Origin of the sequence: Chromobacterium sp. CV08 (assembly GCF_051129845.1) — a bacterium.
GTDB lineage: Bacteria > Pseudomonadota > Gammaproteobacteria > Burkholderiales > Chromobacteriaceae > Chromobacterium.
Genome location: NZ_CP150453.1, coordinates 3,822,056 through 3,842,403, shown reverse-complemented (window position 1 = coordinate 3,842,403; position 20,348 = coordinate 3,822,056). Strand labels below are relative to the sequence as shown.

15 protein-coding genes are annotated in these 20,348 nt (G+C 69.0%); 8 read left to right on the top strand and 7 right to left on the bottom strand.

From position 1 onward, the window contains the following. Positions 1 to 39 precede the first annotated feature (39 nt). Positions 40 to 939 (bottom strand): LysR family transcriptional regulator, encoded by a 900-nt coding sequence (locus WNM05_RS17475; protein ID WP_434629209.1) that lies wholly within the window; start codon positions 937 to 939, stop codon positions 40 to 42. Between the two features lie 123 nt (positions 940 to 1,062). On the opposite strand from WNM05_RS17475, the gene WNM05_RS17470 reads away from it, so the two are divergent. Continuing rightward, positions 1,063 to 2,475, top strand: coding sequence for an MFS transporter (locus WNM05_RS17470; RefSeq protein WP_434629207.1), 1,413 nt, complete (start codon positions 1,063 to 1,065; stop codon positions 2,473 to 2,475). Positions 2,476 to 2,559: 84 nt separating this feature from the next. After that, positions 2,560 to 2,913, top strand: a complete 354-nt coding sequence (locus WNM05_RS17465) for a DUF1304 domain-containing protein (RefSeq protein WP_434629205.1) — start codon at positions 2,560 to 2,562, stop codon at positions 2,911 to 2,913. 3 nt (positions 2,914 to 2,916) lie between these two features. Here WNM05_RS17465 and WNM05_RS17460 read toward each other — a convergent pair whose 3' ends face one another. Beyond that, positions 2,917 to 3,831: a LysR family transcriptional regulator gene (locus WNM05_RS17460; RefSeq protein WP_434629203.1), complete on the bottom strand. Its 915-nt coding sequence runs from the start codon at positions 3,829 to 3,831 to the stop codon at positions 2,917 to 2,919. A gap of 99 nt (positions 3,832 to 3,930) precedes the next feature. Between WNM05_RS17460 and WNM05_RS17455 the strand changes: the two genes are divergently transcribed. From WNM05_RS17455 to WNM05_RS17440, 4 genes are all read left to right on the top strand, one after another. Beyond that, positions 3,931 to 5,271, top strand: coding sequence for an aspartate aminotransferase family protein (locus tag WNM05_RS17455; RefSeq protein WP_434629201.1), 1,341 nt, complete (start codon positions 3,931 to 3,933; stop codon positions 5,269 to 5,271). 26 nt (positions 5,272 to 5,297) lie between these two features. Beyond that, positions 5,298 to 6,791 carry a CoA-acylating methylmalonate-semialdehyde dehydrogenase gene (locus tag WNM05_RS17450; protein ID WP_434629199.1) on the top strand — a complete coding sequence of 498 codons (1,494 nt, stop codon included), beginning with the start codon at positions 5,298 to 5,300 and terminating at the stop codon, positions 6,789 to 6,791. Positions 6,792 to 6,875: 84 nt separating this feature from the next. Then, the gene (locus WNM05_RS17445; protein WP_434629197.1) at positions 6,876 to 7,442 is read left to right on the top strand and encodes a GNAT family N-acetyltransferase; all 567 of its coding nucleotides are present in this window, start codon (positions 6,876 to 6,878) and stop codon (positions 7,440 to 7,442) included. A gap of 60 nt (positions 7,443 to 7,502) precedes the next feature. Beyond that, a complete protein-coding gene (locus tag WNM05_RS17440) occupies positions 7,503 to 7,943 on the top strand; it encodes an SRPBCC family protein (protein WP_434629195.1) in 441 nt (146 codons plus the stop codon). A 188-nt stretch (positions 7,944 to 8,131) separates the two neighbouring features. Here the strand turns inward: WNM05_RS17440 and WNM05_RS17435 are convergent, their stop codons facing one another. Then, positions 8,132 to 9,472 carry a chitinase gene (locus WNM05_RS17435; protein WP_434629193.1) on the bottom strand — a complete coding sequence of 447 codons (1,341 nt, stop codon included), beginning with the start codon at positions 9,470 to 9,472 and terminating at the stop codon, positions 8,132 to 8,134. A gap of 201 nt (positions 9,473 to 9,673) precedes the next feature. After that, on the bottom strand, positions 9,674 to 10,789 hold the full coding sequence (locus WNM05_RS17430) for an MBL fold metallo-hydrolase (RefSeq protein WP_434629191.1): 1,116 nt from the start codon (positions 10,787 to 10,789) through the stop codon (positions 9,674 to 9,676). Between the two features lie 351 nt (positions 10,790 to 11,140). On the opposite strand from WNM05_RS17430, the gene WNM05_RS17425 reads away from it, so the two are divergent. Next, on the top strand, positions 11,141 to 11,704 hold the full coding sequence (locus WNM05_RS17425; RefSeq protein ID WP_434629189.1) for a murein L,D-transpeptidase catalytic domain-containing protein: 564 nt from the start codon (positions 11,141 to 11,143) through the stop codon (positions 11,702 to 11,704). A gap of 210 nt (positions 11,705 to 11,914) precedes the next feature. On the opposite strand, the gene WNM05_RS17420 is transcribed toward WNM05_RS17425, so the two are convergent. Then, positions 11,915 to 12,913: an MBL fold metallo-hydrolase gene (locus tag WNM05_RS17420; RefSeq protein ID WP_434629187.1), complete on the bottom strand. Its 999-nt coding sequence runs from the start codon at positions 12,911 to 12,913 to the stop codon at positions 11,915 to 11,917. 84 nt (positions 12,914 to 12,997) lie between these two features. Between WNM05_RS17420 and WNM05_RS17415 the strand changes: the two genes are divergently transcribed. Beyond that, positions 12,998 to 13,912: a LysR family transcriptional regulator gene (locus WNM05_RS17415; RefSeq protein ID WP_434629185.1), complete on the top strand. Its 915-nt coding sequence runs from the start codon at positions 12,998 to 13,000 to the stop codon at positions 13,910 to 13,912. Between the two features lie 18 nt (positions 13,913 to 13,930). Here WNM05_RS17415 and WNM05_RS17410 read toward each other — a convergent pair whose 3' ends face one another. Beyond that, positions 13,931 to 16,786: an adenosylcobalamin-dependent ribonucleoside-diphosphate reductase gene (locus WNM05_RS17410; RefSeq protein WP_434629183.1), complete on the bottom strand. Its 2,856-nt coding sequence runs from the start codon at positions 16,784 to 16,786 to the stop codon at positions 13,931 to 13,933. A 164-nt stretch (positions 16,787 to 16,950) separates the two neighbouring features. Next, positions 16,951 to 20,265, bottom strand: a complete 3,315-nt coding sequence (locus tag WNM05_RS17405; RefSeq protein WP_434629181.1) for a DUF748 domain-containing protein — start codon at positions 20,263 to 20,265, stop codon at positions 16,951 to 16,953. Positions 20,266 to 20,348: the final 83 nt, after the last annotated feature.

The window sequence follows — 20,348 nt, the reverse complement described above, 5'->3', positions numbered from 1 at the left end:
TCTAAGCCGGCCGGCATCGCTTAGACGCCGTCGCCGGTTTCAGGGCGCGGCGTCGTCGCAGACCTGCTTGACGGCGTTTCTCAGCCACTGGTGCGCCGGGTCGGCGTCCATGCGCGGATGCCAGAGCATCGAAACGGTGATGTCCGGCACCGCCAGCGGCAGCGGGAAGCTGGCCAGGCCGTCCTGCAAATAGCCGGTATGCCGCTCCGGCACGGTGGCGATCAGCTCGTCGGCGCGGGCCAGCGCCAGCGCGGCGGAGAAGCCGCCGACGGTGACGGCGATATCGCGCCGCAGTCCCTGGCTTTGCAGCGCCAGGTCTATCCGGCTGTCGCCCCGGTCGCGCCGCGCCACCAGGATGTGGCGGCCGGCGGCATAGCGCTCCGCCGTGACTTCCCCGTCGGCCAGCGGGTGCGACCGCCGTACCACGCCGACGAAGCGGTCGCGGAACAGCGCGCGTACGCGCAGCTCCGGACCGGCGTCGTCGCCGACGACGCCGGTTTCCAGGTCGACGTCCCCGTTGCGCAGCGGCGCGCTGTCCTTGTCCAGCTTCAACAGGAAGCGCAGCCGCGCGCCCGGCGCCTCGGCGCGCAGCCGGGCGATCAGCGGCGGCCCGAAGTTCTCGGTGAAACCGTCGCTGGCGCGCAGCGTGAACGTGCGCTGCAGCGCGGCCAGGTCCAGGACCGGAGGCGGGGCCAGCACCGCCTGCACTTCGCGCAGCAGCGGGCCGACCCGGTCGCGCAGCGCCAGCGCGCGCGGCGTCGGCACCAGGCCGCGGCCGGCGCGCACCAGCAGCGGGTCGCCGGTGGCATGGCGCAGCCGGGCCAGCGCGCGGCTCATCGCCGACGGGCTGAGCCGGAGCCGGCGGGCGGCGCGCGCGACGCTGCCTTCGGTCAGCAGCGCGTCGAGCACGATCAGCAGATTCAGATCGGGTGTGGTCATGGCGGCACCGTAGCACATCCTGACATGGCGTTGCATGCACTTATATAGTGCAAGCTGTGCGTCTTCCGCCTCTATTGGCCCGGGTTTACGCTGCAGGCGGTCAATGAATGGATGGGGAAAGCCATGGAAAAAACGTCAGACAATGCCGGGGCGTCGCCGCGCTGGGGCATGGCCAGCTTGTCGCTGGCCATGTTGCTGGCCTCGCTGGGCACCAGCATCGCCAATGTGGCGCTGCCCGAGCTGTCCCGGCGATTCGACGCGCCGTTCCGGCAGGTGCAATGGGTGGTGCTGGCCTATCTGCTGGCCGTCACCGCGCTGATCGTCGGCGCAGGCAGGCTGGGCGACCTGATGGGCCGGCGGCGGCTGCTGCTGTCGGGCATGGCCATGTTCGCGGCCGCATCGCTGCTGGCGGCATGCTCCTCGTTCGGCGGCCTGGTCGCGGCGCGGGCCGTCCAGGGCGCGGGGGCCGCCGTGATGATGGCCTTGAGCATGGCCTTCGTCGCCGACGTCGCGCCCAAGGACGCCATCGGCCGCGCGATGGGCTGGCTGGGCACGATGTCGGCGGTCGGCACCGCGCTCGGGCCGTCGCTGGGCGGCGCGTTGATCGCCGCCGCCGGCTGGCGCAGCATCTTTCTGCTGCAGGCGGTGTCGGGAGCGGCGACCTTCGCGCTGGCCCGGCGCTGCCTGCCGGATACGGCGCGGCCGGCGCGGGGGGGCAGCGGTTTCGATCTGGCCGGCACCGCGCTGCTGGCGTTGGCCGCGTCGGCGTACGCGCTGGCGATGACGGCGGGGCACGGCCGCTTCGGCGCGCTGAACGCCGCCCTGCTGGCGGCGGCGCTGGCCGGCGGCGCGTTGTTCGTCTGGTGGGAGGGGCGCGTCGCCGCGCCTTTGCTGAGACTGCAGATGATGCGTGATCCGACGCTGAGCGGCGGCATGGCGATGAGCGCCCTGGTGGCGGCGGTGATGATGGTGACGATGGTGGCGGGGCCGTTCTATCTGGCGCGCACGCTGGGTCTGGGGACGGCCGCGGTCGGGCTGGCGCTGTCGGCCGGGCCGCTGGTGTCGGCGCTGTCGGGCCTGCCGGCCGGGGCGGCGGTGGACCGCTTCGGCGCGCCGGGCGTGATGCGGGCCGGGCTTGCCGCGATGCTGGCCGGCGCCGCGGCGCTGAGCCTGATTCCGCCGGCCTGGGGCGTGCCGGCTTATCTCGCGCCGCTGCTGTTGTTGACCGTCGGCTACGCCCAGTTCCAGGCGGCCAACAATACCCAGGTGATGGCCGGCGGCGGCGCGGACCGGCGCGGCCTGGTGGCCGGCCTGCTGAACCTGGCGCGCAATCTGGGCCTGGTGACCGGCGCGGCGGCGATGGGCGCGTTGTTTGCCGCCGCGGCCGGAACGGACCAGCTGGCGACGGCCGCGCCGGAGGCGGTGGCCCGCGGCATGCATGTCGTCTTCGCTGCGGCGGCCGGCCTGATCGCGCTGGCGCTGGCGATTTCGCTGGGTCGGACGCCTCCTCTTGCCGCCGCGGCCTGCGATCGCTAGGATTTTGCCCTGATGGAATATTCCGCGATGCGCGGCATGGCCGTTCGGAACGGCCGGCGGCGCGCATCGCTTTCAGGAGAAATCATGAGTCTGATCGCCGATCTCGTCGTCGCGCTGGTGGCATTGCTGCACGTTTATTTCCTGGTGCTGGAAATGTTTCTGTGGGACAGGCCGCTGGGCATGAAGACTTTCCGGCTGACGCCGGAGCGGGCGCGCGACACCAAGGTGCTGGCCGCCAACCAGGGCCTGTACAACGGCTTCCTGGCCGCCGGCCTGGCCTGGGGGCTGTGGCTGGGCGCGGCCGGCCTGCCGGTCAAGCTGTTCTTCCTCGGCTGCGTGCTGGTGGCCGGCGTCTTCGGCGCCGTCACCGTCAATCGACGGATACTGTTCGTGCAGGGGCTGCCGGCGGCCTTGGGCATCGTCTTGTTGTGGCTCTGAGATTCAGCCGCTCCGCTCCAGTTCCTGCAGAAAGCGCTCCAGCACCAGATTGGCGCGCCGGCCTTTTCTGACGGCCAGCGCCAGCGGCGCGTCGTAATGGCAGATCTGCGGCAGCAGCGGCCGCATCTGGCCCTGCGCGACCCAGGCGGCGGCGAAGTGATCGGGCAGATAGCCGATGTAGCGGCCGCTGAGGATCAGGAAGGCGATGCCCTCGCGGTCCGAGGCGGTGGCGGCCGGCTTCAGCCGCTGTTGAAGGGCCTGGGCCTGCGGCGGCAGCCGGTAGCCGGGCGCGACGGCGTCGACGGCGGCCAGCGCAGCCTCGTCCATCGCCTCGTCGGGCCGCGAGAACAGCGGGTGTTCGCGGCTGCAGTAAAGCTGGGAGCGCTCGTCGTACAGCGGCAGATAGTCCAGGCCGGACAAGGGCTGGATCAGCGGCACCACGCCGGCGTGCAACTGGCCGTCCAGCAGGCCGGTCTCGATGTCGCTGGGCGTCATCATGCCGATATTGATGCGCACGCCCGGGCCTTGCTCGCCCAGCGCCTGCAGCGCACGGGTGATGCGCATCTTAGGCAGCGTCACCAGATTGTTGACGATGCCGATGTTCAGCTCGCCGCGCAACTGGCGGTGCAGCAGGTTGACCTCGCTGCGGAAGTCCTCCAGCGCCGCCAGCAGCGTCTGGCTGGCGCGCAGCACCTCACGGCCCTCGTCGGTCAGCGCGAAGCCGGCGCGGCCGCGCTGGCACAGCCGTATGCCGAGGCGCTTTTCCAGATCGCCCATCTGCAGGCTGATCGCCGAACGGCTGATGCCCAGCACGCCCTCGGCGGCGGAGAAGCCGCCGCATTCGGCCACGGTACGAAACAGCCGCAGCAGCCGGATATCGAAATCGCTGACCTGACCCAGCGCCGGTTTGCGGTTCATATGTTAAGTCGATTGGAATCTGAACGTAAGAAAGATAGCATTTAACTCACGCAATGTCCGGCGCATGCTGTGGCCATATTCCCGCCTGCGAGGCTTGCGATGAACTCCCCGCTGACCACCCGTTCCGAATTCGACCGTCTCGACCTGCGCGCGCACTGGATGCCGTTCAGCGCCAACCGCAACTTCCAGCGCGAGCCGCGGCTGATCGTCGCCGGCGACGGCAATTATCTGACCGACGCCGACGGCCGCCGCGTGTTCGACAGCCTGTCCGGCCTGTGGTGCTGCGGCGCCGGCCACAGCCGAAAGGAGATCGCCGAGGCGGCCTATCGCCAGCTGTCGACGCTGGATTACTCGCCGGGCTTCCAGTTCGGCCATCCGCTGTCGTTCCGGCTGGCCGAGCGGCTGGCGGCGATGGCGCCGGGCGAGTTGAACCACGTGTTCTTCACCAATTCCGGTTCCGAGTGCGCGGACACCGCGGTCAAGATGGCGCGCGCCTACTGGCGGCTGAAGGGACAGGCGTCCAAGACCAAGCTGATCGGCCGCGCCCGCGGCTACCATGGCGTCAACGTCGCCGGCACCAGCCTCGGCGGCATCAACGGCAACCGCAAGCTGTTCGGTCCGTTGATGGATGTCGACCACCTGCCGCACACGCTGCTGCCGGCCAACGCCTTCAGCCGGGGCCTGCCGGAACACGGCGCCGGGCTGGCCGACGATCTGCTGCGGCTGATCGAGCTGCACGACGCGTCGAATATCGCCGCGGTCATCGTCGAGCCTATGGCCGGCTCGGCCGGCGTCATCGTTCCGCCGCGAGGCTATCTGCAACGCTTGCGCGAGATCTGCGACCAGCACGGCATCCTGCTGATCTTCGACGAGGTGATCACCGGCCTGGGTCGCACAGGCGCCTTGTTCGGCGCCGATTACTTCGGCGTGACGCCGGACATCATGAATCTGGCCAAGCAGCTGAGCAACGGCGCGCTGCCGATGGGCGCGGTCGTGGCGACCAGCGAAATCTACGAGGCCTTCATGGCGCAGGGCACGCCGGAATACGCGGTGGAGTTCGCCCATGGTTATACGTATTCGGCGCACCCGGTGGCCTGCGCGGCGGCGCTGGCGGCCCTGGATCTGCTGGAGAACGAAAACCTGGTGGCGAGGGCCGCCGAGCTGGCGCCGCATTTCGAGCGCGGCATCCACGGCCTGAAGGGCCTGCCGAATGTGGTCGACATCCGCAACTGCGGCCTGGCCGGCGCGGTGCAGATCGCGCCGCGCGGCGGCGACGCCATCGTCCGGCCGTACGAGGCGGCGATGGCGCTGTGGCGCAAGGGCTTCTACGTCCGCTACGGCGGCGACGCGCTGCAGTTCGGCCCGCCGTTCACCACGACGCCGCGGGAGCTGGACAGCCTGTTCGACGCCGTCGGCGAGACCTTGGCCAAGCTGGCCTGAACGATCGATAAAACGAGAAACCTGGAATGACGACTTTACAGCATCTGATAGACGGCGAAGCGCGGGACGGCGGCAGCCGCCGCGCGTCGGTCTTCAATCCGTCCACCGGCGAGGCCGTGCACGAAGTCCCGCTGGCCGACGCCGCCACCGTCGCGCAGGCGGTGGCGGCCGCCCAGGCGGCGTTTCCGGCCTGGCGCGACACGCCGCCGGCCAGGCGCGCGCAGGTCCTGTTCCGCTTCAAGCAGCTGCTGGAACAGCGCGAGGCCGAGATCGTGCCGCTGATCAGCCGCGAGCACGGCAAGACGCTGGAGGACGCCGCCGGCGAGCTGAGGCGCGGCATCGAGAACGTCGAGTACGCCTGCGGGGCGCCGGAGCTGTTGAAGGGCGAGTACAGCCGCAATGCGGGCCCCGCCATCGACGCCTGGAGCGATTTCCAGCCGCTGGGCGTCGTGGCCGGCATCACGCCGTTCAACTTCCCGGCCATGGTGCCGTTGTGGATGTATCCGCTGGCCATCGCCTGCGGCAACACCTTCGTGCTGAAGCCGTCCGAGCGCGATCCCAGTTCGACGCTGCTGATCGCCCGCCTGCTGCATGAGGCCGGCCTGCCGCGCGGGGTGCTCAATGTGGTGCATGGCGACAAGGAGGCGGTGGACGCGCTGCTGGCCGCGCCCGAGGTCAAGGCGATCAGCTTCGTCGGCTCGACGCCTATCGCCGAATACATCTACGCCGAGGGCTGCCGGCGCGGCAAGCGGGTGCAGGCGCTGGGCGGCGCGAAGAACCACGCGGTGGTGCTGCCGGACGCCGATCTCGACAACACCGTCAGCGCGCTGATGGGCGCGGCCTACGGCTCCTGCGGCGAGCGATGCATGGCGATCTCGGTCGCCGTCTGCGTCGGCGACCGCGCGGCCGACGCGCTGATCGCGAAACTGAAGCCGCAGATAGCGGCGCTGAGGGTGGGGCCGGGCACCTCGGCCGGCATGGACATGGGGCCGCTGGTGACGCGCGCCCACCTGGACAAGGTGGGCGACTATATCGCCGACGGCGTCGCGGCCGGGGCCGAGCTGGTCGTCGACGGCCGCGGCATCCGCGTGCCGGGTCACGAAGGCGGCTTCTTCATCGGCGGCTGCCTGTTCGACCGCGTGACGCCTCAGATGCGCGTCTACCGGGAGGAAATCTTCGGCCCGGTGCTGTGCGTGGTCCGCGTCGACAGCCTGGAGGAGGCGATCGCGTTGATCAACGCCCACGAATACGGCAACGGCACCTGCATCTTCACCCGCGACGGCGAGGCCGCCAGGCTGTTCGCCGACGCGGTCGAGGTCGGCATGGTCGGCATCAATGTGCCGCTGCCTGTGCCGGTGGCGTATCACAGCTTCGGCGGCTGGAAACGGTCCTTGTTCGGCGATCTGCACGCCTACGGTCCGGACGGCGTGCGCTTCTACACCCGGCGCAAGGCCATTACCCAGCGCTGGCCGCAGCGCGCCAGCCACGAGGCCTCGCAGTTCGCCTTCCCCAGCCTGTAAATATCCGCTGTGACAGTCGGGCCGCTCGCAAGGGCGGCCCGTTTCGCTGGCATAATGGCAATGTCCCGATCCTGTCGACTCGCCATGAAACTTCATCCTCCCGCCGCCGTTCTTTCCGCATCCTGGTCCATTCGCCGGCTGGGCGCGTCCGACATCGATCCGGATTGGCTGGACGATTTCCAGCGCCAGCAGGAAGTGACGCGGGTGTATCGCGGCTCGCCCGGCGACAGGCGCGTCGTCGACCAACCCTTCGTCGACGACTGGTCCATCGACGAACGGCGGGCCCTGTGCGGCGAGCTGGCCGCGATGGCCGACGGCGGGCTGGTGCTGGCGGCGACGGAGTCCGGGCGTCTGGCCGGCTTCGCCGCCGTCTCGCCCGAGCGGCTGGGGCCGGATGGAGGGTATCTGCAATTGAAGGAGCTGCAGGTCGATGCCCGCTGGCGGGGCCGCGGCCTGGGCCGCGAACTGATGCAGGCATGCGTCGTCGGCGGCCGGGCCATGGGCGCGCGCCGGCTGTATGTCTCCTCGCATTCGGCCGTCGAGACGGTATCGTTCTACGAGCGCTGCGGCTGCGTGCCGGCAAGCTGGCTGCACGCCCCGCAGGTGGCGCTGGAGCCTTTCGACTGGCAGATGGAGCGGGATCTGCGATAGCGCAATGCCGATGTGCTATCGTGCCTTGGAGGTCGTTTTCCCGTCGACAAGGAGCCCGCCATGCCGAACACGATACGCCTGCACCGCGTGCTGAGCGCGCCGCCGGAGCGCGTCTACCGCGCCTTCATCGATCCGCTGGCCCTGGCCAAATGGCTGCCGCCGGCCGGCTTCGTCTGCGAAGTGCTGGAGCAGGACGCGACGGTCGGCGGCGGCTACCGCATGGTCTTCACCAATTTCTCGCACGGCCAGTCGCATGCCTTCGGCGGCCGCTATCTGGAGCTGAGGCCGGGCTGCATCCGCTACACCGACCGTTTCGACGACGCGAACCTGCCCGGCGAAATGACGACGACGATCACGCTGGAGGCGCTGTCCTGCGGCACCGACCTTTCCATCACGCAGGAGGGGATTCCGGACGCGATTCCGCCGGAGAACTGCTATCTGGGCTGGCAGCAGTCGCTGCAGCAGCTGGCGGCGCTGGTGGAGCCGGAGATTCCGGGCTAGGTCCGGGAGCGCGAAAAAGCCAGCGCACGCCCGGCTGGATTTCGATCGTCGGCTTCCCGCCGGGTCCCCGCCACCCGTCGGCAGGCTGGAAGGGACCCGGACGCATCGCAGACGGGGGTTCTCACAAGCCAAGTCCAAAAGCGGTGCCTAAAGGCCATGAGCGATTTTTCATTCCGGCAGCGGATTGCTCAGCTGGCCGGCGCCCACGGACCGCCGGCGCTGGGCGTGTCGCCCCGGGTCCACCACTTCGCGCAGTACTTCTTGCCCTGGTACATCGCGCAGGCGCCGGCCGAATAGGCGACGCCGGCCGACCACGGCTGCAGGCTGCCGCCCTGTTGCAGCCACACCGCGGCCTGTCCGGGCACATCGCCCTGGGTCCACCATTGCGCCTTCCAGCTGGCGCCGGCGTAGGTGACGGTGTCGCCGGCGTTGTAGACCTGGCCGGCCGACCATGGCTGGCCGCCGACCGGGCCGCCGTCGCCGCCGCCGTAGTTCGGGTCCTGGGTGACGCCGCCGCCCCAATGGTCTTTGAAGCCCTTGAACGCGTTGGCGAAGGCATAGGGCGTCTGCGTGATGCCCGAGCATTGCGCGTCGACATAGCTGCCGTTGCCGGGGCAGGACTTGTCGCGGCTGATGGACCACATCGACAGCAGGCCGAAGTTGTTGCTGTTGGCCATGCCGTACAAGGCGGCGGCGTTGGCGACGCTGAAGCTTTCCGGCCGGGTGTCGTTCAGCCCTATCATCGGCGTCACGCCGACCTTCTGCCACAGCTGGGCGTCGGTCAGCGTCTGGCCGTGCGCCTTGTAGGCGGCGTCCAGCTGGCCGTACAACGCCTGGGCGGCCTGCTTGGCGGCCGCGCCCATGTCGGCGGTGCCCTGGCCGTAGTCCATCGCCATCACGTTGACGGTGTCCAGCGCCACGCCGTTGGCCAACGCCGAATTCAGCACGGCCAGGCCGTCGCCGGTCAGGCCGAACGGCATCGTCGGCAGCGTCAGCGACACGTGCAGCGTCTTGCCCTTGGCCTTGTAGTTCTTCTGCAACGCGGCCACCACCGCGAAGTTGCGCGTGTTGGCGGCGGCGTCGGTCTGCGTCGAACCCTCGACGTCGAAGTCGATGCGGGTCAGCTGATAGGCGTCCAGCACGGTCTGGTAGGCGGCCTGCAGGCTGGCGTTGCTGGTGCAGGCCTGCTGCAGCGGCGTGCCGTTGGCGCCGCCGAAGGACACCGCGACCTCGCCGCCCTTGTTGCGGAAATTGGCGATGCCGCTGGCTATGGCGCCGGACTGCTGATCTGAGCCGTTGCCGGGAATGGCCAGCACGCCGCCCCAGGACGGCGCGCAGCCGCCGTTGGCGACGACGAAGGCCAGCGTGAATTGCTGTATGCCCTGGTTGACGCCTATCTTGTCCAGTGGCGGCGTCGGCCACAGCGTCATGTCCACATACGGGGCGAAGGCGCGGGCCTGGACGGTCGGGCTGGCCAGGGCGGCTGCGGTGGCGGCGAGGACGGCGGCGATTCTTAGCGGTTTCATCATCAGCGTTCTCCGGCGACGCGCATAGGCCGGTGGGCGGCGAATGCGCGGTTCTGGTTGATGGAAATGCCGTTTGTTGGACGACAGTTAAGCAATATACGCAATTGGAGTAAAAGCTCAATAGAAAACGCTCGCTCGCTTTTGATATCGATCAAGCGATGCCGAATCGGCGGCGGGCGGACCGGGAATCCGCCCCCGCGGCCTTCAGTCCAGCGGCCAGGGCATGGCCTTAGGCGCCGATTCCGGCTGCGGCGCCTGGGGCGGGGCCGGCGCGGTGTCGACCGCGCGCCACCACGGTTCGGCCTTGTCGGCATGGGCCGGCTCCATCGGCTCTCCGAGCCGGGGCATCATCAACTGGACGTTCTGCCGATCGCTCTGCGCCAGCAGCGTTTCCGCCGGTTCGTCCCAGGCGTGCATCGCCAGGTTGAAGGTGCCCCAGTGCACTGGCAGGAAGGCGCCGCCGCCCAGCAGATCCAGCGCCTTCAGCGCATTGTCCGGACCGAGGTGGATGTCGCCCCAGGCAGGATGGAAAGCGCCCACTTCCAGCATGACCAGATCGAAACCGCCCAGCCGCTGCCGTATTTCGGCGAACTCGCCGCTCAGGCCGGTGTCGCCGCTGAAGAAAACCGAGTGGCGCGGCGTGCGGATGGCCAGCGACGACCACAGCGTGGCGTTGCGGTCCTTCAGGCCGCGGCCGGAGAAGTGCTGCGACGGGGTGGCGGTGACGGTCAGGTCGGCGCTCGGGTGGCGGTAGCTTTCCCACCAGTCCAGCTCGGTGATGCGTTGCGGCGCGACGCCGAAGGCTTCCAGGTGGGCGCCGACGCCGAGCGGGGTCACGAACGGCACCTCGGTCTTGGCCAGCTCGCGTATCGTCGGATAATCCAGATGGTCGTAGTGGTCGTGCGATACCAGCACCAGGTCCAGCGGCGGCATCTCCTTCAGGCGCACCGGCGCCGGCTGGAAGCGCTTGGGGCCGGCCAGCCGGGTCGGCGACGCGCGCGCCCCCCATACCGGGTCGGTCAGCACCCGCAGGCCGTCTATTTCCAGCAGCACCGTGGAGTGCCCGAGCCAGGTGGCGCGCAGGCCGGAGCCGGCCGGCCGCTTCCAGGCCGGGCGCGGGTCCAGCGCCGGTAGCGGACCCTGCGGTACCCGGCGCTCGCCGCCGCACAGGAAATCGCCGAGCGAAGGCATGCGCGCCGTCGGATCGCGCAATTCCGGCGGAATCGGATAGAGGTTTCGAAAGCCGCTTCCGGACCATAGCGGGGATGCCTGCATGCGTTCCAGCCTGTGGCCGGACGCTTTCTTGCCCAGGGATTTCATGCGCTGCTCGCTTTCTGAGCGCGGCCGGCGGGATGCCGCCGCGTGTCGATGGCGGACGGGCCGCCTCGGTCATCTTGTGATGATAGTGGAGGCGCCGGCGCGCGAATCAAGGGCTGACCCGGCGCGTGCGGGGCTTCGTCTTGCGGATTTTCCGGCCGCCGCCGCCGCTTGCCCTCGCCGGGGGGCAAACCTAGAATAAAACACCGCTTTCACCATTGAACGACAAGCCTTGGCCCGGCGCATGCGAGCCAGGCCGCGCGGCCGTGATTCGTCATCGCACGGTTTTTGCAGCTTCTTCTGCATGAAATGGCGGTATTCCCCAAACAGGCCATATGCCAAACGGAAGGGGCGATGGTGGACACGCCGGAAGAAATATTGTTGCGCTTGTGCCGGCAGCAGGACTTGCCGGATTCCGCGGTGCTGGACATGGTGGCGTTGCAAAGAAGGCTGTATCCGCGCGCCAGCCTGCTGTACTGGGCGGTGGTCGATTACGGCCGCCCGTCGACCGAGGGCAGGCTGTTCGTGTTCGATACGCTGGAATGCAGCGTCCAGCGCTTCCTGGTCGCGCACGGCAGCGGCTGGGAGGCGAACGCCGATCCGTCGAGGGCCGTCTGCTTCTCGAACGAGAACGGTTCCAACGCGTCCAGCCTGGGCGTGTGCCGGGCGTCGGAAACCTTTTTCGGCGGCCAGGGCCTGTCGCTGTGGCTGGACGGGCTGGAGCCTTCCAACGCCAATATGCGCGCGCGCAATCTGGTGATGCACGGCGCGCCCTACGTCACGCAAGCCCATATCCGCGAGCACGGCGCCCTGGGCCTTTCCGACGGCAGTCTGGCGATCGAGCCGGAATACAGCGCCGGACTGATCAATATGCTGCAGGGCGGCTCCTTCATCAACTGCATCGGCGGCGATCGCTGACAGGGCGGCCGGGAGGCCGCCTCCCCATCGCGGGTGCCCGACACCGCACGTGCAGGTGGAACGGATGGTCGTTCGCCGTGCCGTTGGGATCGGCCACGCGCACGAAAACGGCGTTGGCGTTGCCGGCGCGCCGTCCACATTGACGATGACGCCATAGGTCTTGGGGATCGGGATGGCGGCGGCCGTGGCCGCCTTGTGCGACGGCGGGCCTCAGCGGCCGACATCCTCGCTGTAGTTGGCCGGAATCCAGGCGAAGGCCTTGGCGTCGCGGCCGACGTGACCGATGCCGGGGAAGGAGATATGGGCGGCGGCGACCCAGTAGCCGTTCCGGGAGGCGTCGGCGAAGGCCTGGCGGCGCCGCTTGATGGCGGCGGCGGAGTCGACGTCGAAGTCTATCGCGACATTGGGCCGGGCGAACTGCACTTGCTGGGCATGGACGGCGTCGCCCCAGAACTGCATGCGCTGGCCCCGGCTTTGCACCTCGTAGAAGGTGTGGCCCGGCGTGTGGCCCGGGGCGGCGATGGTGCGGACGCCGGGGAACAGTTCGTCGCCGGCGGCGAAGGCCTTCACCCGACCGGCCGCCAGGTACGGCGCCAGCGAGGCCCGGGCCTGGTCGAAGCCCTTGCGCTGGTCGAAGCCGGACGGCTGCTCCGGGGCCACCTTGGCCTTGTTGGCCGAATCCAGCCAGAAGTCCTCCTCCTTCCGGTTCAGATAGACGTCGGCGTTCGGAAAGACCGCCTTGCCGGCCACGGTCAGGCCGCCCGAATGGTCCAGGTGCACATGGGTCAGCAGCACCGCGTCTATGTCCTCCAGCCGGTAGCCGGCGGCGCGGATATTGGCCGGCAGCTTGCCGGAGCCGGGGCCGAACAGCTCGCCGGCGCCGCTGTCGATCAGCAGCAGCTTGGAGCCGGTGTTGATCAGGAAGGCGTTGATCGAGGTTTCGGCCTTGCCGGGCGCCTGGAAGCCTTGTTCCAGCAAGCGCCGTATCTGTTCCGGCGATTCGCCGTGCAGCAGCTTGTCCAGCGGGACCTTGACGGTGCCGTCGGACAGCGCGGTGATTTCGAAGTCGCCGACCATCATTCGGTAATAGCCGGGCGCCTGCGTGTGGATCTGCGGCGCGGCGGCCAGGACGGGAGCGGACGGGGCCAGCATGGCGCTGCCGATGGCGATGGCGGCGGCAATGGCTTTCAGTTGGCGGATCAGGGGCATGTCGGTTCCTTTAAAGCGGTTGGCTTGCGTGGCCCGACCATGTTCCAATAGCCAGCAATATCATTCAAATCGATTGGAAAGATAGTGACTATCAGTGAAAGAGATTTCAGGTCCATCGATCTCAATCTGCTGGTGACTTTCCTGGTTCTGATGCGCGAGCGCAGCGTTTCGCGCGCCGCCGAATGCCTGTTCGTCGGCCAGCCGGCCGTCAGCGGCGCGCTGGCTAGGCTGAGGCAGTTGTTCGACGACGCCCTGCTGGTGCGTACGCCGCGCGGCATGGAGCCGACCGAACGCGCGCTGCAATTGGAGCATCAACTGCTGCCGTCGCTGGAGCAGCTGCAGTCGGCGCTGTTTGAGCCGGCCGCCTTCGATCCGGCCAGGGCCGAGCGGGTGTTCACGCTGGCGATGCCGGACTGGGTGGAGATCTGGCTGATGCCGCGCGTGTGCCGGATGCTCATGGCCGAGGCGCCGGGCGTGGACATCGTCGTCAAGCCCACCGACCCGTTCTCCGCCGTCGGCATGCTGGAGCGGCAGCAGATGGACCTGGGCATCGCCTCCTTGAGAGAGTCGCCGGTCTGGCTGCGCAGCCGCACACTGGCCGCGATGGGTTTTCTGTGCGTCCATCATCCGGACCGCCTGCGGCTGGACGGCGCGCTGCGGCTGGACGACTACCTGGCCCATCCGCATCTGCTGGTCAGCTACCGCGGCGCCTTCCACAGCGCCATCGACGGCGCGCTGGAGGCGCAGGGCCGGCAGCGGCGCGTCCGTTATTCGACCCAGTCCTTCGGCGCGCTGCCGTCGCTGCTGGGCAGCCTGCCGGCATTGTCGACGGTGCCGGCGACCTTGGGCGCGCACTGGGCCGAAACCCAGGGGCTGCGCGCCGATCCGTTGCCGCTGGACGTGCCCGGGTTCAGCCTGTTGCTGTTCTGGCACGCGACGCGCGACAAGGACCCGGCGCAGCGCTGGCTGCGCCGCCTGGTGGAGCGGGCGGCGGCCTGAGCCGTTCCGGCGCCGGCCTCAGCCGCAGGCGCCGACGTGGCCGCAGGCGGTGCAGAACTCGCAGCCGTCCTTCTTGATCAGCGCGTGGTTGCCGCATTCCGGGCAGGCCTTGCCGGCCAGCGGACGCGGCGCGGCCGGGGCGTCCGGCGCGAACAGGTCGCTCTGCTCCGGCGCCAGCACCCCCATTTCCTCGACCGGCACGCCTTCCTCGGTCAACACGCCCAGCATCGCATAGCGATGGATGATCAAGCGGGCGAGGTAGGCGACGGTGGACGGCCAGCTCTGCGATTTCTCCAGGCCCGGTATGCGGGCGAAGAAGTCGCCCTGCGGCTCGGCGTAGCTCAAGAGCTTGCGCAGCTTCAGGCCTATCCAGGCCGGGTCTATCACGCGCATATCCAGCGACAGCATCTTGCACAGGCCGTCCAGCTCGCGCGGGTAGCTGCCGGCCAGCCACACCGAGTACGGGCGGCGCTGGCCGTTCGGCAGCAGCAGCTCCTTGACGAAGAGCACGAAGTCGTCGCCGGTCTGCGGATTGACGACGTCCACCGACCAGCTCATCGTGCCGTCTCCGCCGGATTTCGGCTCCTTGCGGGCGAACAGCGCGTCCATCACCGGCGTCGCCTCGCCTTCCTCCAGCTGCAGCGCGCCCAACTGCTCGACGCGGTGGCGCACCACCTGGCCCAGCGCGGCGGCGGCCGAGCTGGCGTGTATCGCCTTGCCGCCGAGCGCGAAGCGGTAGCGCTTGTCGCCATTGGTGCGCGACAGCGCGTCGAGCTTGGCGGCCAGCCAGGCGCGGTCGCGGCAGCGCATGTCCATCGACAGCGTCTTGGCGATCGCCGACAGGCCTCTTTGCTCGTCGGTCGCGTTGACCCAGCATTCGAACGGCGTCGCGCGGCCGTTCTCCATATGGCCGACGACGACGGCGAAGTCGCCGGCATCGCCCTCGACCATGAAGGTCCACGACGGGTTGCCTTCCTGCAGCCGAGGGCGGTTCGGCCACTTCAGGCTGGACAGCGCCGGGCTGGGGGCGGTGTTCAGCGTGACGCGGCGGTCCGGGTCGCTGGCGGCGCCGGACAGGTCCTGCGGCGCGGCGGCGGCGGCCGGCGTCGGCTCCACCGACAGCACCGAGCCCAGCACATTGTTCGGCCGATAGGTGGTGATGCCCTTCAGGCCGGCGCGCCAGGCTTCCAGATACAGGCTCTCGAAATCGGCGAACGGGTAGTCGGCCGGCACGTTGACCGTCTTGGAAATGGCCGTGTCGACATAGGGCGCGACGGCGGCCACCATCCGCATGTGGTCCAGCGCGCTCATGTCCAGCGCCGAGACGAAGTAGTCCGGCAACCGCGAGGTGTCGCCGCCCTGCAGCCGCCACACGCGGTAGGCGTGGTCCTCTACCAGGTATTCCTGCTGGGTGTTGTCGGCCATCCGCTTCTTGCGGGTGTAGAACCACGAGAACGGCGGCTCGATGCCGTTGGAGGCGTTGTCGGCGAAGGCCAGCGAGATGGTGCCGGTCGGCGCGATGGACAGGAGGTGGGAGTTGCGTATGCCGTGTCGGCGTATCCTGGCCTGGATCTTCTCCGGCAGCCGGCTGGCGCAGTGCGGCGCGGCCAGGTATTTGTCGGCGTCGAACAAGGGGAAGGCGCCTTTTTCGATCGCCAGGTCCACCGAGGCGTCGTAGGCGGCGTCGCGCATGCTCTCGGCGATGCGGGCGGCGAAGCGACGGCCCTCTTCGCTGTCGTAGCGCAGCTGCAGCATGATCAGCGCGTCGCCGAGGCCGGTGAAGCCGAGGCCGACGCGGCGCTTGTTCATCGCCTCACGCTGTTGTTCCGGCAGCGGCCACACCGTCAGGTCCAGCACATTGTCGAGCATGCGGACCGACATCCGCACCACTTTCTCGAAGGACTTGAAGTCGAAGCCGGCCTTGGCGCCGAACGGCGCTCGCACGTGGCGGGTCAGGTTGATCGAGCCCAGATCGCAGCAGCCGTAGTCCGGCAGCGGCTGCTCGCCGCAGGGATTGGTGGATTCGATCACCTCGCAGTAGGACAGATTGTTGTCCTCGTTGATCCGGGTCATGAACAGCACGCCCGGTTCGGCGTGGTCGTAGGTGCATTCCATGATCTGCCGCCACAGCTCGCGGGCGCGCACGCTGCGGTAGACCCACAGGCCGTCCTTGCGCCGGAAGCTGTCGGGGAAGGCCGGCGAGGCCGGTTCGACGGCGTGGGTCAGCTGCCACTCGCCGTCGGCCTCCACCGCGCGCATGAAGTCGTCGGAGACGCCGACCGAGATGTTGAAATTGCGCAGATCGCCGCGGTCCTTGGCGTGGATGAAGTCCTCGATGTCCGGATGGCCGACGTCGAGCACGCCCATCTGCGCGCCGCGCCGCGCGCCGGCCGATTCCACCGTCTCGCAGCTGCGGTCGAACACCCGCATATACGACACCGGGCCGGAGGCGCGGCTGTCGGTGCCCTTGACCCGCGCGCCCCGCGGGCGGATGCGCGAGAAGTTGTAGCCGACGCCGCCGCCGCGGCGCATCGTCTCCGCCGCCTGCAGCAGCGCCTGATAGATGCCTACCTTGCCGTGTTCGGCGTCGGACACCGAATCGCCGACCGGCTGCACGAAGCAGTTGATCAGCGTTGCCTTCAGATCGGTTCCGGCCGCGGAGTTGATGCGGCCGCCGGGGATGAAGCCCTGGTCCAGCGCGGCGAAGAACAGCGGTTCGAAACGGGCCGGGTCCTGCTCCAGCTCGGCCAGCGCGCGCGCGACGCGGTGGCGGACCTCGTCGACATTCCGTTCGCCGTGCTTGGCGTATTTTTCCAGCAATACTTCGCGCGAGATGTCCTGTTCCGCCATGGCGGCGATGTTTTCCTGCTGCATGGAATCTTCATCCTTCCGGTACGGTTTTCAACGACAAATGCATGGCCGGGTGGGCGTAAAAAAACGGCGTAGCAACTATATGTTGTTACGCCGTTTGGGGTGTCAACGCAAGCTCTTGTGTCAGACCGGCGGCGACCTTGTGCCGCCGCAGCCACAGCCGCGGCCTATTTCGCGGTGATCTTCACCGCCAGTTCCACGCCGTCGCGGTTGGCCGAAGTCTTCTGCGGCGCCTCCAGCGTCACCCGTTCGGCCAGGTCCGGCTGGCGGCGCAGCATCACCTTGCGCGCGTTCTCGCCGCGTTGCTTCGCCAGCTTCAGCAGATCGGCCTCGCCGACCTTCTCGGCCGCCAGCATCTCGTCGCGCAGCTGCTTGGCCAGGTCGGCGCCGGACGGGCCGCCTATCTTCAGCGTGTGGCTCAGCAGCTTCAGCCGGCCGATGCGCTGGCCGTAGACGGTCTTGATCGCCGACTGGGTCTGCGCGTCCTTCAGGTCCAGCGTGGCCAGCGGCTCGTCGTCCATCGGCGGGTGGCCGGCGGCGGCGAGCACCGCCGAGTCGACGCGGGCGCGCGCCAGCTGGCGGCTGTCCTGCTCCGGCGCGTAGCCGCCGGCGATCGCCAGCTGCAGCTTGGGCCGTTTTTCCATCATCGCCGCGACCTTGTCCAGCTTCTCGCGCTCGGGCGGGCTGACGTGGGCCTCGCCGGCGACGAAGCGGATGTCGTCGAAGCCTTCGCCGCCGAGCAGCGCGCCCAGCGCGCGGAACGGCGCGGTGACGACCTTGGTGACGATGTTGACGAAGGCCTTCCACACCACCTGGCCATAGCTGAACTGCGGGTCGTCCAGGCTGCCGGCCACCGGCAGGTCCAGGTCGATGCGGCCGTCGCTGTCCTCCAGCAGCGCCACGGCGAGCCGCAGCGGCAGGTGGGGGGACTTGTCGCCCTGCAATTCGTCGCCGAGCTGGATGGAGTCGATGACGACGCGGTTCTCGCCCTTCAGCTGCCGGTGTTCCAGCAGATAGCGCAGTTCCAGCGACAGCCGGCCGTCCTTGACCTGCCAGCCGGCGAAGTTCATCGAGTACGGATTCAGGCTGTTCATCGCCAGATTGTGGAAGTCCAGATGGATGTCGGTGCTGTCGGTCGGCGCCAGCGGCGACAGCGCGCCGCGCACCTTGACCTCGCCGTACTGGTCGACCGCGCCGTCCAGCGTGATGCGGCCGCGGCCGCCGGCGCGGGTGGACAGGTTCTGTATGCTGCCGCGCAGATGGTGCATGCGGGTGGCGAAGTCCGGCGTCATGCCATGGTCGGCGAATTCGACGGCGCCGTTCTGCACGTGGATGCTGTGTACGTCCAGCTGCGGCAGCGGCGAGGCCTGGCCGGCCGGTTTCGCCGGCTTGGCCGCCGGCGCGCCGGCGAAGATCTTCTGCCAGTTCAGCCGGCGCTGCTTGTCGAGGATCAACCGGGCGCGCGGCTGATCCAGCCGCACGTCGTTGACCGCGATCTTCAGCGGCATGCCCTGGGCCTGCAGCCGGGACAGGGCCAGGCTGTTCCAGCCGAGCAGCGGCAGCGCCTCGCCCGGCTCCTGCAGCGTCATCCTGGCCAGGCGCAGCTGGCCGGACAGCGACCACTGGCTGGCCGAGGCGGCGTTAAGCTGCAGATCGGCGCTGACGGCGCCGCCGGACAGTTTCAGCGGCGTGCCGCTCAGCCCGTACGGCGCCAGCGGCGCGACAGGCAGCGCGTCCAGCTTGATGCCGCCGCGCGCGGCCGGCTTGGCCGGATCGATGTCCAGCCTGGCGGACAGGCCGCCATTGCCGGCGCGGCCGGACAATTCCAGCGACAACGGGGCGCCGGCGCCGGTCTTGGCGCGCGCGGCTATCTTGTCCAGCCGGTATTCCAGAGGCTTGGGCAGGCTCAGGTCGCGCCAGGAGACGCGGCCGTTCTCCAGTTTCAGTTCCGGATAGGCCAGCTTCCAGTCCGGCGCGGCGTCGGGCTTGGACCTGGCCTTGGGCGCGGCCGGCCGCGGGCGCTGCGCCAGCAGCTTCTGCAGTTGCAGCCTGCCGTCGCGGTCGCGCTGCAGCGCCAGCTGGGCGCCGGAAAGCGTGACGTCGCCGGGCTGGATCTCATGCCGCTTGAAGTCTATCCGCGTCGGCGCCAGCTCGGCGCGATCCAGGCTCAGCCATGGCATGCCGCCGGCGGCGCCCAGCTTCAGGTCGGCCAGGCTGAGGCCGATGTCGTCCAGCCGCATGCCGCGTTCGGGATCCAGCGTCAGCTTGGCCTGCATCTGCGGCAGCGCCGTCTGCAGCCGCATCGTTTGGACGAAGCTCTGGTCGCGCCAGTCCGCCTGCCAGTCGTTGAAGCGTATGCTTTCCACCTTGACCAGCCACGGCGACGGCCTGGCCGGTTTGGCCGGTTTGGCCGGCTTGGGCGCGGCCGGCGGCAAGGCGCGCAGCCAGTCCAGATTGCCGGCGGCGTCGCGGCCGGCGCTGACGCGACCGCGGTTCAATTCGATCTTGGCCACGGTCAGCAGCGAGCGGGACAGGTCCAGCGCGCCGCCGTCCAGTTTCACTTCCGGAAGCGACAGCTCGCCGCCGCCGCCCGGCGCGGCCAGCTTCAGGCCGGACAGGCCGGCGCTTAGCGCCGATACCGTCAGATCCGGCGTCTTGCCGCTCATGTCGAATTGGTAGCGGGCGTTGACCGACAGTTCGCCGCCGGGCTTGGCGGTGGCGAAGTAGGGACGGACATAGTCCCAGACCGAGGCCAGCGGCAGGTCCTGCATGCTGGCTTCGCCGCTCGATTGCAGCGGTTGCAGCCGCATGCTGCCCTTCCAGTCGAAGCGGCCGCCGCCCTGCAGCTCGGCATGCAGCGCGTAGCTGCCGTTTTCGGCCAGCGTGCTCAGATTGCTCAGGCTGATGCCGATAGGCATCAGCTGGAAACGCTCGTGCTGGCCGTCGCCGTGGTCGCTGAAGCGCAGCTGGCCGTTGCGCAGGTTCAGCGCCGAGATACGCAGCCGCGGCAGCTTTTCCGGGGCGGTGCCGTCTTCCAGCTTAGGCGGGCCGGACACGTCGGAGACGAAGCGGCTCCAGTTCCACATGCCCGCGGCGTCGCGATCCAGCCACAGCTGCGGGCTGTCCAGCGTGAATTCGCTGGCCTGCCAGCGGCCCAGCAGCAGCGCATACAGGTCGGCGTCCAAGTAGACGCGGCGGGCCAGGAACAGCGGGCGGCCGTCGCCTTCGCGCAGCGCGACGCCGTTCAGCGTCAGCTCCATGCTCCACGGCACGATGCGGACTTCGGCGATGGCCAGCTGGCGGCCGTGCTTGCGCGCCCAGTCGGCGGCGGCCTGCTGCAACAGACGCGGCGCCGCCAGGCCGAGAAAGGCCCAGACCAGCAAGACCAGCGCGACGGCGGCGAGCAGCCAGCGTAGCCAGCGGCGGGGTTTGCGGGGAGCGGGCGGGACGGAGGCCGGATCGGCCGGGGCATGGGTATTCATATCGTTTAATTCTAATGCACTTTGCCGGTCCCGTCCTGTTGCGTTGTTTGTCCTATTGTTGACCAAGATTGACGGCCGGACGG

Coding starts and splice junctions, on each gene's coding strand:
- WNM05_RS17445 (WP_434629197.1), top strand. CDS start 6,876: ATGAAACTTCATCCTCCCGCCGCCGTTCTTTCCGCATCCTGGTCCATT.
- WNM05_RS17435 (WP_434629193.1), bottom strand. CDS start 9,472: ATGATGAAACCGCTAAGAATCGCCGCCGTCCTCGCCGCCACCGCAGCC.
- WNM05_RS17455 (WP_434629201.1), top strand. CDS start 3,931: ATGAACTCCCCGCTGACCACCCGTTCCGAATTCGACCGTCTCGACCTG.
- WNM05_RS17420 (WP_434629187.1), bottom strand. CDS start 12,913: ATGCCCCTGATCCGCCAACTGAAAGCCATTGCCGCCGCCATCGCCATC.
- WNM05_RS17440 (WP_434629195.1), top strand. CDS start 7,503: ATGCCGAACACGATACGCCTGCACCGCGTGCTGAGCGCGCCGCCGGAG.
- WNM05_RS17465 (WP_434629205.1), top strand. CDS start 2,560: ATGAGTCTGATCGCCGATCTCGTCGTCGCGCTGGTGGCATTGCTGCAC.
- WNM05_RS17410 (WP_434629183.1), bottom strand. CDS start 16,786: ATGCAGCAGGAAAACATCGCCGCCATGGCGGAACAGGACATCTCGCGC.
- WNM05_RS17425 (WP_434629189.1), top strand. CDS start 11,141: ATGGTGGACACGCCGGAAGAAATATTGTTGCGCTTGTGCCGGCAGCAG.
- WNM05_RS17475 (WP_434629209.1), bottom strand. CDS start 939: ATGACCACACCCGATCTGAATCTGCTGATCGTGCTCGACGCGCTGCTG.
- WNM05_RS17405 (WP_434629181.1), bottom strand. CDS start 20,265: ATGAATACCCATGCCCCGGCCGATCCGGCCTCCGTCCCGCCCGCTCCC.
- WNM05_RS17450 (WP_434629199.1), top strand. CDS start 5,298: ATGACGACTTTACAGCATCTGATAGACGGCGAAGCGCGGGACGGCGGC.
- WNM05_RS17460 (WP_434629203.1), bottom strand. CDS start 3,831: ATGAACCGCAAACCGGCGCTGGGTCAGGTCAGCGATTTCGATATCCGG.
- WNM05_RS17430 (WP_434629191.1), bottom strand. CDS start 10,789: ATGAAATCCCTGGGCAAGAAAGCGTCCGGCCACAGGCTGGAACGCATG.
- WNM05_RS17470 (WP_434629207.1), top strand. CDS start 1,063: ATGGAAAAAACGTCAGACAATGCCGGGGCGTCGCCGCGCTGGGGCATG.